17 protein-coding genes and 1 pseudogene are annotated in these 15,708 nt (G+C 55.6%); 10 read left to right on the forward strand and 8 right to left on the reverse strand.

All coding sequences use genetic code 11. The features are described from left to right. Positions 1 to 7: 7 nt before the first annotated feature. Positions 8 to 589 (reverse strand): GNAT family N-acetyltransferase, encoded by a 582-nt coding sequence (locus L9059_RS02455; RefSeq protein WP_247286931.1) that lies wholly within the window; start codon positions 587 to 589, stop codon positions 8 to 10. Between L9059_RS02455 and L9059_RS02460 the strand changes: the two genes are divergently transcribed. Then, a complete protein-coding gene (locus L9059_RS02460) occupies positions 588 to 971 on the forward strand; it encodes a hypothetical protein (protein WP_247286940.1) in 384 nt (127 codons plus the stop codon). The genes L9059_RS02455 and L9059_RS02460 overlap by 2 nt on opposite strands. Positions 972 to 1,160: 189 nt before the next feature. Here the strand turns inward: L9059_RS02460 and L9059_RS02465 are convergent, their stop codons facing one another. Together L9059_RS02465 and L9059_RS02470 are read right to left on the reverse strand one after the other, a co-directional pair. Beyond that, positions 1,161 to 1,604: a hypothetical protein gene (locus tag L9059_RS02465; protein WP_247286942.1), complete on the reverse strand. Its 444-nt coding sequence runs from the start codon at positions 1,602 to 1,604 to the stop codon at positions 1,161 to 1,163. Continuing rightward, positions 1,594 to 1,848, reverse strand: coding sequence for an Lpp/OprI family alanine-zipper lipoprotein (locus L9059_RS02470; protein WP_247286944.1), 255 nt, complete (start codon positions 1,846 to 1,848; stop codon positions 1,594 to 1,596). Before L9059_RS02470 ends, L9059_RS02465 begins: the two co-directional genes overlap by 11 nt. A gap of 118 nt (positions 1,849 to 1,966) precedes the next feature. On the opposite strand from L9059_RS02470, the pseudogene L9059_RS02475 reads away from it, so the two are divergent. After that, positions 1,967 to 2,248, forward strand: a pseudogene (locus L9059_RS02475) (transposase); the annotation flags it as partial. Positions 2,249 to 2,448: 200 nt separating this feature from the next. Here the strand turns inward: L9059_RS02475 and L9059_RS02480 are convergent. The 3 genes from L9059_RS02480 to L9059_RS02485 all read right to left on the reverse strand — a co-directional run bounded on the left by L9059_RS02480 (position 2,449) and on the right by L9059_RS02485 (position 5,218). Next, the gene (locus L9059_RS02480) at positions 2,449 to 3,351 is read right to left on the reverse strand and encodes a carbohydrate kinase family protein (RefSeq protein ID WP_247288254.1); all 903 of its coding nucleotides are present in this window, start codon (positions 3,349 to 3,351) and stop codon (positions 2,449 to 2,451) included. 125 nt (positions 3,352 to 3,476) lie between these two features. After that, positions 3,477 to 3,689, reverse strand: a complete 213-nt coding sequence (locus tag L9059_RS30810) for a helix-turn-helix domain-containing protein (protein WP_428480242.1) — start codon at positions 3,687 to 3,689, stop codon at positions 3,477 to 3,479. After that, positions 3,653 to 5,218, reverse strand: coding sequence for a carbohydrate porin (locus tag L9059_RS02485; protein WP_247286946.1), 1,566 nt, complete (start codon positions 5,216 to 5,218; stop codon positions 3,653 to 3,655). Before L9059_RS02485 ends, L9059_RS30810 begins: the two co-directional genes overlap by 37 nt. 168 nt (positions 5,219 to 5,386) lie before the next feature. Between L9059_RS02485 and L9059_RS02490 the strand changes: the two genes are divergently transcribed. The 6 genes from L9059_RS02490 to L9059_RS02515 all read left to right on the forward strand — a co-directional run bounded on the left by L9059_RS02490 (position 5,387) and on the right by L9059_RS02515 (position 12,224). After that, complete coding sequence (locus tag L9059_RS02490; RefSeq protein WP_247288256.1) at positions 5,387 to 6,661, forward strand: ABC transporter substrate-binding protein; 1,275 nt, start codon at positions 5,387 to 5,389, stop codon at positions 6,659 to 6,661. A gap of 21 nt (positions 6,662 to 6,682) precedes the next feature. Beyond that, on the forward strand, positions 6,683 to 7,645 hold the full coding sequence (locus L9059_RS02495) for a carbohydrate ABC transporter permease (RefSeq protein WP_247286948.1): 963 nt from the start codon (positions 6,683 to 6,685) through the stop codon (positions 7,643 to 7,645). Further along, positions 7,642 to 8,484, forward strand: coding sequence for a carbohydrate ABC transporter permease (locus L9059_RS02500; protein WP_247286950.1), 843 nt, complete (start codon positions 7,642 to 7,644; stop codon positions 8,482 to 8,484). The genes L9059_RS02495 and L9059_RS02500 overlap by 4 nt, the downstream gene beginning before the upstream one ends. Before the next feature lie 27 nt (positions 8,485 to 8,511). Then, positions 8,512 to 9,657: an ABC transporter ATP-binding protein gene (locus L9059_RS02505; RefSeq protein ID WP_247286952.1), complete on the forward strand. Its 1,146-nt coding sequence runs from the start codon at positions 8,512 to 8,514 to the stop codon at positions 9,655 to 9,657. Next, entirely contained in the window at positions 9,654 to 11,156 is a 1,503-nt protein-coding gene (locus L9059_RS02510) for a glycoside hydrolase family 32 protein (protein WP_247286954.1), read from the forward strand. The genes L9059_RS02505 and L9059_RS02510 overlap by 4 nt, the downstream gene beginning before the upstream one ends. Before the next feature lie 75 nt (positions 11,157 to 11,231). Beyond that, positions 11,232 to 12,224, forward strand: coding sequence for a LacI family DNA-binding transcriptional regulator (locus tag L9059_RS02515; protein ID WP_247286964.1), 993 nt, complete (start codon positions 11,232 to 11,234; stop codon positions 12,222 to 12,224). A 255-nt stretch (positions 12,225 to 12,479) separates the two neighbouring features. On the opposite strand, the gene L9059_RS02520 is transcribed toward L9059_RS02515, so the two are convergent. Both L9059_RS02520 and L9059_RS02525 read right to left on the reverse strand, forming a co-directional pair. Beyond that, positions 12,480 to 12,884: an acyl-CoA thioesterase gene (locus L9059_RS02520; protein ID WP_247286975.1), complete on the reverse strand. Its 405-nt coding sequence runs from the start codon at positions 12,882 to 12,884 to the stop codon at positions 12,480 to 12,482. Positions 12,885 to 12,947: 63 nt separating this feature from the next. Continuing rightward, the gene (locus L9059_RS02525; RefSeq protein ID WP_247287002.1) at positions 12,948 to 13,448 is read right to left on the reverse strand and encodes an Lrp/AsnC family transcriptional regulator; all 501 of its coding nucleotides are present in this window, start codon (positions 13,446 to 13,448) and stop codon (positions 12,948 to 12,950) included. A gap of 119 nt (positions 13,449 to 13,567) precedes the next feature. On the opposite strand from L9059_RS02525, the gene L9059_RS02530 reads away from it, so the two are divergent. Together L9059_RS02530 and L9059_RS02535 are read left to right on the forward strand one after the other, a co-directional pair. Further along, positions 13,568 to 14,602 carry a histone deacetylase family protein gene (locus L9059_RS02530; RefSeq protein WP_247287004.1) on the forward strand — a complete coding sequence of 345 codons (1,035 nt, stop codon included), beginning with the start codon at positions 13,568 to 13,570 and terminating at the stop codon, positions 14,600 to 14,602. A 50-nt stretch (positions 14,603 to 14,652) separates the two neighbouring features. Continuing rightward, positions 14,653 to 15,705 (forward strand): ornithine cyclodeaminase, encoded by a 1,053-nt coding sequence (locus L9059_RS02535; RefSeq protein WP_247287014.1) that lies wholly within the window; start codon positions 14,653 to 14,655, stop codon positions 15,703 to 15,705. Positions 15,706 to 15,708 lie beyond the last annotated feature (3 nt).

Below are 15,708 nucleotides of genomic sequence, written 5' to 3' on the forward strand. Positions count from 1 at the left end.
AGCGGCGTTACCCAAAGGTTGGCGTCAAGTCGAGTTCGTGAATGATTTCGTTATCGCCAGTCGCCGGGTATCGGCTATGAAACCCAAGGCTGCGCGCGAGGCGATGCATTGCGAAGTTGTTAGTCTCATGAATCGACATCATCTTTTTGAAGCCATTGCGTTGCGCCGCAACGATTAAGTGTTTCATCAATAGCGTCCCGATGCCTTGACGTTGCCAGCGATCCGCGACAACTACTGCGCACTCACATTGCTGGACATCGGCGGAGTCGCCATAACGGCTGATCCCGACCTCAGTAAGATGCCCATTGTCATGAACCCTCGCGATGTAAGCCATTCGATTGCGATAATCCACGTCCATCATCTGATCCAGGAGCGACACATTCTCGTGCCCCATCGCCCCGAAAAATCGGGTTCGAAACGACTCGGCAGACATCCGGTTAATGAACTCGAACTCTAGCTGGCGATCTTGCTGATGCAGCGGACGGATGAGTACGTGGGTGCCGTTGTTCAAGGCTTCGATCCAGTGTTCATCAGGTGACGCTTCACCCAGCTCCGCAAGAATTTTCTCTACCGCATGGTTAGTCAACATGATGAGCGCCTTAATCAAGGAATGGAAAATGGCTTCGGTGACTGAGTTGCCAGGTATAGCGGGCAATTTCTTCATCTTCCTGAGAAGCAAAAACGCGCACCTCGCAGGTGGATTCAGGAGTACTTATCACGCCACTACCCGACTGGTTTTGCGCGCTAACCACGGACAAACCGGTCCAAGTAAGTCCCTCACAAATCCGGGTGCTTACCTCGGCATCGTTTTTGTCAATCCCTCCGGTGAAGACCGATACATCGTGACGAAACCATCACCACCGTTGTTACCTGGCCCGCACAATGTCGTCTTTGAGTTTCATATCGATTTTAATCAATTCAACCCCCAGTTATGTGTTTGCCGCCGCGGCGCTGGCGACAAGGCCGTTTGATCAGACCTCGTGGCTACGCCGTTAAAGCAGTCGTTGCAGCTACGCAGTGGCAGAGTCAATCAAGTTAGGCGCCTGATGTGCTCATGAGTAGCCTCGGAAACTACCTACGCTCACGGCTGAAACCATTGCCGCCATGACTGGCCAATATTCGAGGCGATTGTCTAGCGCTGGAGCCGGGAGTGCCACGGTTCAGGATTGGGAGCAAATCATTGTCAGGAATTCATTTTCGACGCTGACGCCAGAGGGCGCTTTATCATCAGAAAGGATCAGCTCGCCGCTGTAATAGGCAAAGTAAACAGAGTTCGTCGTTCCTCGCTGGCGCGCAAAGCCACACACGGCAAGGTCACGGCGGTCGGTATTCACGGCGGTCGCGTAGAGCGGGTCGAACACCCATCCGTCCCCCTCCAGCCCGGACCGTGCCTTGGTCTTGGCAACGTTCTCGTCATCGGCTGTAACTGGCACCTTGATGCGGGGGTGATTATGATTTTCGATCGAGTCCGGCGTGGACACTGTTTTTTCAGTCGGCGCATTTCCACAGCCCACAAGGCACGCAGACATCAGCCCGAGCACCATGATTTTTCTTATGGTTGAGCCATTCCAGTTAATTGAGATTCGCTGCTCGTTAGTTGGCACGTTCGGCCTTTTTGAGCATAAGTTGCGCTCGTGCATTGGCGTCGTCCGCCGCTTTCTTTGCATCCAGTGCCGCCCGCAGTGCCTGATCTGCTTTGGCCACCGACTCATCCGCATGCACTCTGGCTGCTGTCGCCATATCCTCCGCGTCGCTTATCCGTGCATCAACCTCCTGTCGCCGATGACTGCAGCCGGCAGTCATAGCCAGAACCACGATCAATGACAAGGTCAGGGGGAGTTTTCTCATGGTGCCACTCCTAGTTGCCTCATTAGGCCTCGTTAGCTCGCCGTTGCAGAGCTATCACCCTATTCGGTTGTTGGCGTTGAAAGAAGGCTCGGAAACTACTTAGGCCAGGAATCAGAACCGCACGACAATTTGGTCGATTGCCGCGCGTCCCAGCAGCTATAGAAAGCACGGAAAAAAGAGTTTGGTCGGGCGTATGCGACGCAAGATCGAATACGCCAAAGCGCAGGTGCGGGCCAAGGTTGAACATCCCTTTCGCGTGATCAAGCGCCAGTTTGGCTACAAGAAAGTACGCTTTCGTGGCTTGTCGAAAAACATCGCTCAACAGACAATCTTGTTCGCATTGTCGAACCTGTGGAAGGTGCGAAAACGGTTGTTGAATGCGGGAGAGGTGCGTCTGTGATGCGGGCTGATCGCCTTGAAACAGCACGATCAGAGGCAAGAGCCGTGCATTAACGACAGGAAGGGTCTGTTTTTCGGCGGACTTCGAATTTTTTGAACCTCAAGCAACGAGGGCCTCAAAAATCAGTGGGTACTTCAGACCTTCCCTAAGGCTTAGAGTGTTGCCGCTGACCGAAAGCTGACCCAGTAGAGGCTGTTGAGTCAGTTTTCAATCAGCGACAACACTTCCACATCAGCGAGCGCTGGAGCATGGGCTCCGGCATGGCGGCAAGATATGGATGCGCAAGCCGCTGAAAATCGTAGGCGTGCTCTCAAGTCTGCGATACCCAGCAACTCTGCAGCCAACCAACCCGCCATACAAGCGTCTCCTGCTCCAACCGTGTCTTCCACTTTCACGGCAATAGCTGGCTGCTCGAGTTGGCTGTCCGGAGTATGGAGAACCATCCCGTGTTCCCCTCGGGTAAAAAGGATCTGTGCCTGAGGATTAAGTGCGCGAAGTTCATCCATTGCCTGGTGCTCGGTCAGACCTGGATAAATTTTCCGAAGATCTTCGTCGGAAAGCTTAATCATATCGGCAAGAGTTGCCATCGTAGGGAAGGTCTGCTCCCGATAATGGCTATCCATTAAATTGCGCCAGTTCGGATCATAGCTAATCCGTTTACCGACTTCTTTGGCCTGCTGAGCAATTTTAACCAGCCTGCCTGCGAGTGGCTGTCGAGCCAAACTGATGCAGCTGAAATGACACAGCTCTGCGTGGTTGCTCCATCCTTCGGGCATCAGATCTGGATCAAAAAACAGATCGGCCTCTCCAGCAAAAAAGTATCTTGGCGGATGGCTCGATGGAACAATGGCGACCAAAGGATCTCGGTCTACCCGTTGGATAAATCGCATATCCAGGCCTGCCGCCTCTGATTGCCAGGCTATCTCGTCACCCAAAGAGTCGGTACTGATAGAACCCGCAAAGGCGCTGCTGACGCCCAAGCGACTTAGCGCTCGTGCCACGTTCCAGGGCGCGCCGCCTGGATAGCCTTTCCACTGTCCAGGGACACTCTGGACAAGGTCAGTCAGGGCTTCGCCAAATACTACTGCGCGGGGTAATACCATCATCATTTCCTCAATTTTTTGTCGTCGGGATAACTGCCGCCTGATCAGCTTCGACCGGTAATCACTTACTCAATTAGCTTTGATGAAGGCAGGGATTGATGAGCACCGCTTCGATTGAATAATCGTCATCGCTGTTCCGCGACGACATTAGCTATCTCTTCCATTCCGATGCGAAAGTGATTGTTGAAGCTAGAGAGGTTTTCATAGCCAATCTCGAAGCTGATCTCTCCAACCGATATCTCTGTTTGCAACAACCGCCGGCAGGCGCGCTGAAGGCGGGCCGGCCGGACGCGTTCAAGTATTAAAACCAGGTTTCCATTTGTATCCCGTATTGCCACACACCGCCGGCGTTGAAATCCGTCTTGCCGAAGGAGTCTGAGGTGCTGTATCTATCCAGATCCGAAGACCAATTCATGAAGCTTGCGAACACTCGCAATTCGGGACGTGTGAGAAGGTCTCCAACGTCAGGCTTGAATGTTGGGGCGACAGTGAATTTCCAAAAGTTACCGTCGACCGCATTACGCTGTAGATAGCCCTTCGGGTCGAGGTTCATGGTTTGCCAGCTCATTTCGTAGGCCATCTCGAAATTGCTGTTGATTGCATTGGCCAAACGCATGTTCAGGGTCATCCAGCGGTAATTATCACCCTTGACGTATCTATCCTTGCTTTGTTCGGCCAACAAGCTGGGACCGATGCGCCAACCAGGCGCAATGGGAGTCTCGCCGTAAAGTGCCAGACGCAGAGCGCGGGCATCGTCAATCAGCTCACCATCCGAGCCGACGTTCTTGACCTCTGCCCCCAGACCTTGCCCATAGAGCAGTGCTGTTTTGAAGAAGCCTTCCCGGCCGAAGAAGTTTTTCTGGTGATTGGCCAACATGCTGTGCAAGCCGGAATCCGCAGGCGTCAGCCCTGCTTCATTGCTGCGAGTGCCAATGTCGTTTTTCTTTGAGCCAATGGCGTTGAACATCCACTGCCACTGACCACTGTCGAAGAACTGGTTTGAGGTCAGGATGTAGCTTTCCACATCGGCGTTGATACCGCCCTCACTGAAGTCACCGTAGTTACGCCCGATCAAAGAGTAATTCGAGCGCCAGTTCTTGTTCATCTGCACATCGTAGATACCACCTCCGGTGCCAGCCAGATAGACCACGTCGGAGTCCAGCCAATGGATATCGAAGTTATCTCTGTCGAATCGTTTGCCTGCCCACAAAGTGGAGTTCTCGAACACTGAGTTGCCCTTGAAGGCGGCGAGATGATCGAGTTCGGTAAAGACCTGACGCACGTTCAGGTTGCTCTCGTCGGCCGTCCAGTCATTTGTGCTTTCAACACCATCGGCGATGGACACCGTGAATTTGGAGCGGGTGCCGTTCTGCGCATAGGTTTCTTTCGACAAGTCTATGCGCATGTAGGTGTCATCTTCGTTGCCGAGTCGCCCGACTGCACCACCGACTGAACCGGCAGGGGTTGCATAAGGGCCGCCACGACCACCACCCAGCCCATCGTTGATCAGCAATCCGGAACGGGCATAACCCTTGAAGCTGAAGCCGTCCGTGAGGTGGCCGCTGCTGCCCTGCTTTTCCATGCTTTGCTGACGGGCTTCGAGTTTTGCCAATCGGGTGTCCAAAGCAGGCCCCGAAATGACTGTGGCCGCAGACGTAACGGGCTGCAAGGCGGGAGCTGCGAGTTTGATTTGCTGTAACTCCCTGGCAAGCGCCTGGGTTTGCTGTTCGGCTGCGACTGCACGCTTTTCCGCTGCGCTGGTACGGGCTTCAAACGCGGCCATGCGCTCCTCCAGAGTCGCGGCCTGAGAGGTTGCCGCCGATGTGCCGAGCACGCCTAAGAGTAGCCAGCCTGGTGCTTTCTGCATGTGGATTTCCCTGTTTTGTTTTTATTGTTTTGTTCCTGCGAGCGGCCATTTTTCGTGAGTTGTAAATTGTCGCAATCGACGAAAAAAAGGATGCCTAATCGCAAATACGCTGCTACATTCAGCGATGTTAACGTTAACTTTTCTAAAAACAAAAATAAAGAGGGCTTTATGAAACAGTTGAAATCTCTCCTTCCTGCAGCACTGCTTACCCTCTGTGCAGGGCTTCCATCCCTCTCGAGCGCAGCCAATTTGACGATATCGTGCGGTGCGGTAGGTGCGGAGTTACAACTCTGCAAGGAGGCTACCGAGGCGTGGTCCAAACAGACCGGCAATAACGTCGAGGTGGTTTCCACACCTAACTCGGCGACCGAGCGGTTGTCGTTCTACCAGCAGATCCTCAGTGCGCAGTCCGCCGACATCGACATCATTCAAATCGATATGGTGTGGCCGGGAATGCTGGCCAAACATCTGATGGATCTACGCGAGGTGCTTCCCGCCAACGCGACCCAAGGTTATTTCCAGGCACAGGTGGATAACGCCACGGTGAACGGACGGCTGGTGACGATGCCGTGGTTCACTGACTCGGGCCTGCTGTATTACCGCAAGGACTTGCTCGAGAAGTACAACCAGCAGGTTCCCCAAACGTGGGAGGAAATGACCGTTACCGCCAGGAATATTCAACAGGCCGAGCGCACTGCCGGGAACCCCAATGCGTGGGGTTACATCTTTCAGGGGCGCGCCTACGAGGGCCTGACGTGTAATGCGCTGGAGTGGATCAGCAGCCAACCGGAAGGCGGGCTTGTCAATCCACGAGGCGACATCGTGGTCAACAGTCAGGCCTCAATTACGGCTTTGACCCTGGCGAAAAGCTGGGTAGGAGACATCTCCCCGCCTGGCGTACTCAATTACACCGAGGAAGAAGGACGTGGGGTATTCCAATCGGGAAATGCGCTGTTTATGCGTAACTGGCCTTACGTCTGGGCCTTGGTGCAAAGCCAGGACAGTGCCGTAAAAGACAAGGTTGGGGTTGCTCCCCTGCCCCGTGGCGGCAAGACCGGCAGCCATGCATCCACCCTCGGTGGCTGGGGTTTGGCGGTATCGCGTTACAGCGCCCATCCAAAACTTGCCGCAGAGCTGGTGAGCTATCTGACCAGTGCCCAAGAGCAAAAACATCGTGCCCTGATAGGCGCCTATAACCCAGTTATCGAGTCGCTCTATCAAGATCCCGAACTGCTCGCGGCAATGCCTTATTACGCTCAGTTGCACAGCATTCTCAACGATGGGGTGATGCGCCCCGCCTCCATCACTGCCGATCGCTATCCTCGGGTCTCCAATGCGTTCTTCGATCGAGTGCATGGCGTGCTGGCGGGCGAGTTGCCTGTCGATCAGGCGCTGGCAGAACTGGAAAGCGAACTCACGCGTATCAAACGCCGGAACTGGTAAGCCACAAGGAAGGAAATCACCATGTCTGTCTCTACTACCCATGCCCCTTGTGACGAGCTGCTGGTCACCAGGGAAACGCCCGTGCAACGTCGCCGAGTACGCGCTGCCTGGCTGTTTCTGACGCCGATGTTGTTGTGTCTGGCCCTGGTGGCTGCCTGGCCGCTACTGCGCACATTCTGGTTCAGCCTGACCGACGCCAACCTGGCGGACACGGGTGGCGGAACCTTCATTGGCTTGAGCAATTATCTGTTTCACAACGGTTCCAGCTGGTCGGGCATTTTGGTCGATCCGCAATGGTGGAACGCGGTGCGCAACACCTTGCATTTCACCGTGGTATCGGTGGGGCTGGAAGTGGTACTGGGGCTGCTGGTGGCGTTGCTGTTGAACATCAAGTTCACCGGCCGTTCCTTGGTACGTGCGTTGATTCTGATTCCGTGGGCGATTCCTACCATTGTCTCGGCGAAGATCTGGTCATGGATGCTTAACGACCAGTTCGGCATCATCAATCATATGATGCTGAGCCTCGGCCTGATTGACGCTCCCCTGGCCTGGACGGCAGATGCGGATCTGTCAATGTGGGCGGTGATCATCGTCGACGTCTGGAAGACCGTCCCTTTTGTCACGCTGCTGATGCTCGCGGCCTTGCAGATGTTGCCGAGCGATTGCTACGAAGCCGCCAGGGTCGATGGCATTCATCCGCTGAAAGTGTTCTGGCGTGTCACGCTGCCACTGTTGATGCCCGCACTGCTGGTGGCGGCGATCTTCCGCATCCTCGACTCGCTGCGGGTTTTCGACGTCATCTATGTGCTGACCTCGAACTCATCGAGCACCATGAGTATGTCGGTCTATGCCCGCCAGCACCTGGTGGAGTTCCAGGATGTTGGCTATGGCAGCGCGGCCTCGACTCTGCTGTTTCTGGTCGTTGCGGTAATCGCCATGCTTTATCTCTACCTCGGACGCCGTCAACTGGAGGTTCGGTCATGAGCCAGCGCGTACTGAAAAAAGCGCTGTTGCGCCTCGGGTTCTGGTGTCTGATCGGGGTTTTGCTGCTGTATGCGGTCTTCCCTTTCTACTACGCCATCGTGACTTCGCTAAAGCCGTCCAGTGCCTTGTTCGAAGTGAGTTACTGGATCGAAACCCCCGATTTCTCCAATTACGCAACGGTACTCCACCAAGCCTCTTTCCTGCGGGCTATCGGTAACTCGCTGGTGGTTGCGCTGAGCGTGGTGACGCTGGCGCTGTTCCTCAGTGTAACCGCCGCCTATGCCTTGGGAAGGGTAAAGTTCCGTGGGCGTGGCACGGTCTTGATGATGGTTCTCGGCGTGTCGATGTTTCCCCAAGTCGCTGTACTGTCGGGGCTGTTCGAAGTGATCCGCGCCCTGGGTCTGTACAACACGTCTTTGGCGTTGATCCTAAGCTACACGATTTTCACCCTCCCCTTCACCGTCTGGGTGCTCACCACGTTCATGGGCCAACTGCCACACGAACTGGAAGAAGCGGCAATCATGGATGGCGCTTCGCCTTGGGTCACGCTTACCCGAGTGCTACTGCCGCTGCTATGGCCCGCACTGGTCACCACTGGCTTATTGGCCTTCATCGCCGCGTGGAACGAGTTCCTGTTTGCCCTGACCTTCACCCTCACCGACACCCAACGCACCGTTCCGGTCGCCATCGCCTTGATTTCCGGCGGCAGCCCCCATGAGTTGCCTTGGGGGTTGTTGATGGCCGCCTCGGTGGTGGTCACCGTCCCACTGGTGATTCTGGTGCTGATCTTCCAGCGCCGAATCGTATCCGGTCTCACTACCGGCGCGTTAAAGGGTTGATGCCCAACAAAGACAAGGAACAGCATCGTGATCAAATTGAAATTAGACAAAGTGAACAAACAACTGGGCGGCGTACGGATTCTTCGCGACGTTAGCCTGGAGATCGCTGCGGGTGAATTCGTGGTGTTCGTTGGCCCTTCGGGCTGCGGAAAGTCGACCCTGCTGCGACTGATCGCCGGACTGGATTCGATCTGCGGCGGCGACCTGCTGATCGATGGCCGACGGGTCAACGACCTGGAACCGCGCGAGCGTGGCGTCGGCATGGTGTTTCAGTCTTATGCGCTGTACCCGCACATGAGCGTCTACGACAACATCAGCTTTGGTCTCAAACTGGCCAAGACTGAAAAGAGCAGCCTGCGCGAGCGCGTGCTGAAAACAGCCCAAATCCTGCAATTGGACAAACTGCTGCAACGCAAGCCAAAAGAACTGTCTGGAGGGCAGCGCCAGCGTGTGGCAATGGGCAGAGCCATGGCGCGTGAACCGGACATTTTGTTGTTCGATGAGCCGCTCTCGAATCTGGATGCATCCTTGCGGGTGCAGATGCGCAACGAAATCGCCCGGCTGCATGATCGATTGGGCTCGACCATGATCTACGTCACCCACGACCAAGTGGAAGCGATGACCCTGGCTGACAAAATTGTGGTGCTCAATGGCGGTCGCGTAGAACAGGTCGGCTCACCGCGCGAACTCTATGAGCGCCCAGCGAGCCGCTTTGTCGCCAGTTTTCTCGGTTCGCCCAAAATGAACTTCCTTGCAGCGCGCCTGCATGCCCCGGGCGAAACCAGCCTGGTCGACACCCCCGTTTTGGGTATGACCTCCCTGCCCTTCGACAGCTCGAACCTGGCAGCTGGCACGCTGCTGAGCCTGGGGGTTCGCCCGGAGCACATTTCGCTCAAAGTGGCTGAGGGAGCCGTCGGCATCGTCGTGACAGGGGTCGAATACCTGGGCAGCGAAACGTATGTGCACCTCGAAACAGGTCAGGACGAGCCACTGATCTGTCGTTGTGAGGTCAGCGCCGGATGGCAGGTGGGCGATCGGGTCGAACTGCAGTTGGACATCGACAACCTGCACCTGTTCGACGACGAAGGCACGGCCTTGGAGCGCCACCCACAAGCCATTGAAAACCTGCCGCATGATGTTTCTCTGCGCTCAGTCCGAGCACGGGCCCTATGACCTTGTCTTCGAATAAAATGAGCGATTCAATGTCTTCCACCCTTGACCTTGCGCAGCGCGCTTTGAGTGACGGCCTGTCTCGCGTCATCCAGGATTATCGCCCCGGTTATCACATTGCCCCCCCGGCAGGCTGGATGAACGACCCTAACGGGGTCGTGTACTTTCGTGGCGAATATCACGTTTTCTATCAACATTACCCCTTCGAAGCGAAATGGGGCCCTATGTATTGGGGGCACGCCAAGAGTGCCGATCTTGTTCATTGGCAGCACCTACCCATAGCGCTGGCACCCGGCGATGACTTCGACCGTGACGGATGCTTTTCCGGTAGCGCTGTGGTGTGTGGAGATACCCTGGCACTGATCTACACCGGACACACCTGGCTGGGGGAAGTGGGTGACGAACGCTTAATCCGTCAAGTCCAGTGCCTGGCCACCAGCATCGACGGCATCCGGTTCGTCAAGCATGGCGCAGTCATCGAGACCGCTCCGCAAGACACGATCATGCACTTTCGTGACCCCAAGGTATGGAAGGAGGATGACTATTGGTACCTGATTGCCGGAGCACGTCTGGGCGATAGGCCGCTGCTCCCGCTGTACCGTTCCACGGATCTGCACGCTTGGGAGTTCCTTGACTATGTGTCCAGCGGCAGCGAGGGCGATGGTTATATGTGGGAGTGTCCGGATCTTTTTCGACTGAACGGACGCGATGTGCTGCTCTACTCCCCCCAAGGCATGCAACCCGAGCGTTACGAACGGCTCAACAAGTACCAGACCGGTTATCGAGTGGGCCGACTCGACAGCAAGTGGCACTTCACCGGCGGGCCTTTTATCGAGCTGGATAACGGCCACGATTTCTATGCCGCGCAAACACTCCTGGCCGCCGATGGTCGGCGCCTTGTGTGGGCGTGGCTCGACATGTGGGAAAGCCCGATGCCGAGCCAGGCCCATCACTGGTGCGGCATGCTCGGTTTGCCGCGCGAGATTGAACTGCACGCCGATCGCCTTTGCGTATATCCGGCACGGGAGCTCACGGCTCTGCGCATGGCGCCATTGCCGAGCACGCCTTGGTGGGATGAATCGGGAACCCGGTGGGAGTCGCAAGTGTATGGCGATATGCTAGAAATCCATGTGCATCTGGATGTGCTTGGCTGTACCGACGGCCACTTGGGAATAGCCTTGCGCTGCAGCGTCGATGGCCAGGAAGAAACGCTGCTCTACTACGATGCGTCACTCCAGCGCCTGGTGCTTGACCGCAGCCGCTCGGGTGCGCAAGTCACAGGTCAACGCAGCGTGTCGATAGACCCGACACAAGAGCGACTGGAACTGCGGGTGTTCCTCGATCGGTCGTCCATCGAGGTGTTCGACGAAAACGGGCGATTCAGCCTCAGCAGTCGCCTCTACCCCCAGCCTGGCAGTCTGGGTGTGAAGCTCATTGCGAGCGGGAATGGCGGGCGTGTCTCCATTCCCAGAGCATGGCCTCTCGCCTCGGGATGGCTATGAGCAGCGTCATACGAGTCGCGAGAAGCGCAGGCCATGTGTCATGATTCAGCGTCAACCTGACCGGCCTCGCCTCGCATGACTTCAGTGAAAGACGTTGCACAGCTGGCCGGCGTGTCCCTGATGACGGTTTCTCGAGCGCTCAATAATCCGGAAAAACTGAGTCCAGAAACCCTTCTGCGGGTGCGTCGCGCCATTGATGAACTGCAATTCGTACCGAGCCTGTCGGCGCGCAAGATGCGCGGCGACAACCTCCAGAGCCGAACCATTGGTGTGTTCGCGCTGGACACCGCGACCACACCGTTCGCGGTCGAGTTGCTGCTGTCCATCGAACAGACCGCGCAGCAAGCAGGCTGGAATGTGTTCATCCTCAACCTGTTGAGCAACCCACCCACCGACCAAAACATCGACCTGATGTTGTCGCACCGTCCCGACGGGCTGATCTTCAGCGCCATGGGATTTCGCCAGGTGTGCATTCCCGAGCGCTTGAAGAGCAAACCTCTGGTACTCGCCAATTGCCTGGCGGATGACAGTCGGCTGGTCAGTTATGTGCCCGACGACGAAACGGGGCAGTATCGAGCTGCACATCACGCATTGAGCCAAGGCTATCGGCGCCCTCTGTGTATCAATTTGCCAAAACAGAGCCTGGCCTGGGACCTGCGACAAAAAGGCTTGCAGCAGGCCTTTCAGGCATTTGGCCTTGCGCCTGACGCACTCCTGCAATACGACCTTTCCGATCATGATGCCTATGGTGAAACCGCAGCCATCCTAGACCGGCACATCATTAATGGTCGTCCCCAATTCGACATTCTGATCTGTGGCAACGACCGCATTGCCTTTTGTGCCTATCAGCTGTTATTGGGCCGTGGCCTGAAAATTCCCGATGATGTCGCCGTTCTCGGCTACGACAACATGATCGGTATTGCTGAGCTGTTCATCCCGCCGCTGACCACAGTGCAACTGCCGTACTACGAGATCGGTCGCAAGGCTGCCCAGCACCTGATCGAGGCCCTCGAGGAGTCGGGAGCCCAGCCAGTTGATTGTCCATTGGTGGTCAGGGCATCACTATAAGAATTAGGTGATTGCACACCCGCTTGCTTTCGATGTGCCATTAGCCTGTCACGCACCAGAAGTGTTCCGCCTGTTGGGGCAGTTTTCAATCAGCGCCAACAATGCAGATTGCACTTTCCGTTGGTGATCAGCCACCGTCTCAATTTGCTGTCCTATTTCGAGCTAAGTTGGGTTTCCACCGACGGCAATAAGAGGGCATCAACGAGATTTTATTTGATGGTCGCTGATCATTTCTGTCAGTTGCTCCCGACGCTTTTATGAAAGAAGCGCCCTCAACTGGACTGGCACGGCAACAACTTCTTTGGTTTTTGGCGAGACACATACATGCGTGATATTCGCTACGAAGGATAGTGTTCCATTACCTAGAAACCCCTCAACCAAAAAGGAGAAAGAGTGAACACCCAACTTGGCCACACCGACTTTAATATTCAGTTCATCATCCCATGTCACAGGCGCCAGCAACTCAAATGACATGGCACGTACGGGCGGCAATATATCAAACCCCATCAACGTTCTAAGCCCGGGCACTCCCAACCACTTATCAAGCGCTACATAAATAGCTTCTACTGCAAAATATGAAAATCGCGGAGTGTAAACCACTCCCGCAGGATCACAGTCTCCAAACAAAATGGTTCTGCTGACAAAAACCGCATTAGGCATTGATTTATCTCCCCGTCGTTATTAGATGCCCGAGTCAAACGTAGCATTACGGCTCCTGCCTGTTCAGCCCTGATTCGATTTTGGTATCGCAATCCGGCTACTGGCCTTGACCTCACGCAGAGCCAGGCTGGACTGGATGGAGGCAATACCCACCTGACGCCTGAGCACCTGCTCGATAAAGTCGCTGTAGCTATCAAGATCCTCTGCTAATACCTGTAGCACGTAATCGGCATCCCCAGTGATCTTGTGACAGGACAACACTTCGGGCAATTGCGCAATCACTGCCTCGAAGTCGTCGGGAGCGTGGTCGGCGTGGGTGGAAAAACGGATATGCACGAACGCCATGATATTCAACCCCAGCATTCGTCGATCGAGGTTCGCCTGGTAGCCCTTGATCACCCCCGCCTCCTCCATTCTCTTACGCCGCCGCCAGCAAGGCGTCAGGCTTAACGACAGGCGCTCACTGAGTTCCGCGTTGGAGATGCTCGCATCCTCCTGCAGCAACGCGAGAATCGCCAGATCGGTGTCGTCGAGGCTGATGCGCTTGGATGTTTTTTTCTGCATTACGCCATTCCTAAGTAGATTCACCCACAATATGTACTAAATATCGAAAACAAAGCAAAGAAATCCCCTGCGCACCAGAACAGAATATTTGTACTGGCTCACATCAACGGATGCGCACAATGTTTACAGTTTTCAGTGATTCCCACCGTTTACACCACGGCACCGAATTGAAAGACGGCGTGCTCAAACCCTCTTTCGAACAGCCCAGTCGGGCCGATACTGTTCATCATCGAGTCAAACAGGTAGGGCTTGGCCAGGTCATCGAACCGCGAGCATTCGACAGGTCGTGCTATGTCAATGCGCACACCGAGCGTTACGTCTCCTTCCTTGAGCACGCCTGGTCTGAGTGGCGCGCAACTGGACGCAGCCACGATGCCCTGCCGCTGGTATGGCCAGTGCGCGATCTGTCCAATGGGCAAGTGCCGAGCTTTATCGACGGCAAGCTTGGTTTCTACGCCATGGACGCCGGCTCCCCGATCACCGCCACCACATGGCAAGCGGTCAAAACCAGTGCAGATATTGCCCTCACCGGCCTCGCGCTAATCGACGAAGGCCACGACAGTGCCTTTGCCCTGTGTCGCCCGCCCGGCCATCACGCCGCGCGGGAATACATGGGCGGCTACTGCTATCTGAACAACGCCGCCATCGCAGCACAGCAGGCCATTACCCAGGGCGCCAGGCGTGTCGCCGTACTGGATGTCGACTTTCATCATGGCAACGGCACCCAGAACATTTTCTACGACCGCAGTGATGTCATGTTTGTCTCGCTGCACGGCGAACCGGCGGTCTCCTATCCGTATTACTCAGGTTTCAGCCACGAAGTCGGCGCAGGCCTCGGCCAAGGTTACAACTTCAACTACCCACTTTTGAAGAACACTACGTGGGAAAGCTATCGCAACGCCCTCCTCCACGCCTGCAAGAAACTCCAGCAGTTTGCCCCTGAACTTCTGGTTGTTTCACTTGGCGTCGACACGTTCAAGGACGACCCAATCAGCCACTTCCTGCTGGAAAGCGAAGACTTCATCGGCATCGGCGAGCTGATCGCAGACGTTAGCTGCCCCGCTCTGTTCGTGATGGAAGGCGGCTACATGGTCGATGAAATAGGGATCAATGCGGTGAACGTACTGCATGGCTACGAGAGTAAACGCGCCTGAGTCATCCCCTGAACCGCAGGGCTTTAAATACTGAATCGGAGAATAAAAACATGACTCTTTTTATAGATGTCGATGAGGCCGCACGCCTGTTCGCCAAGGTGGGCATCCGACGGGTAATCCGCGAAATGGCGACTTATATCGAAGCTGACTATTCACGTTGGGCGCAGTTTGATAAGTCGCCTCGCACAGCCAATCATTCGGCCAACGGCGTGATCGAGTTGATGCCCACGGACGATGGCCAGCAGTACTCATTCAAATACGTGAATGGCCACCCGGACAATGGTCAAAGCAACTTGCTGACGGTCATGGCCTTCGGTGTCCTGGCGGATGTCCACAGTGGCTATCCAACCTTGCTCAGTGAACTGACGCTGACCACTGCTGTGCGCACCGCGGCGACCTCCGCCCTGGTCGCGCAGTCCCTGGCCCGGCCGGGTGCAAGCATCATGGCGCTTATCGGCAATGGTGCGCAGAGCGAGTTTCAGGCTCTCGCGTTCCATGAAATGCTGGGCATCAGCGAAATCCGCATTTTCGATATCGATCGCGACGCTTCACTGAAATTGAAGCACAACCTGGCGCAATTCCCGAATATCGACGTGATTCTGGCCAGCACCGCACAGGAAGCGGTCAAGGGTGCACACATTGTCACCACGGTCACCGCAGACAAGGCTTACGCGACGATTCTGAGGCCCGAAATGATCGAGCCCGGCATGCATATCAATGCCGTCGGTGGTGACTGCCCGGGTAAAACCGAACTGCACGCCGACATCCTGCGTAACGCCCGGGTCATTGTGGAGTTTGAGCCGCAAACACGAATTGAAGGCGATATTCAGCAGTTGGAAGCCGACTTTCCCGTCATCGAATTTTTCCGGATTGTGCTAGGCGAAGTTCTGGGGCGTGAGAACGATGCACAGGTCACGGTGTTCGATTCGGTGGGCTTTGCCCTGGAAGATTTTTCTTCCCTGCGCTACATGCACGCCATGGCACAAGAGCATCAAATCGGCAAGCACATCCATCTCGTGCCGACACCTCAAAACATCAAAAACCTTTACCAAATGCTTGATCAGACGGCGGCTCCAGCATCGCATCTGCGCACAGCAAGCTGATCT

The sequence above is a fragment of the Pseudomonas violetae genome, assembly GCF_023072615.1.
Lineage (GTDB): Bacteria > Pseudomonadota > Gammaproteobacteria > Pseudomonadales > Pseudomonadaceae > Aquipseudomonas > Aquipseudomonas violetae.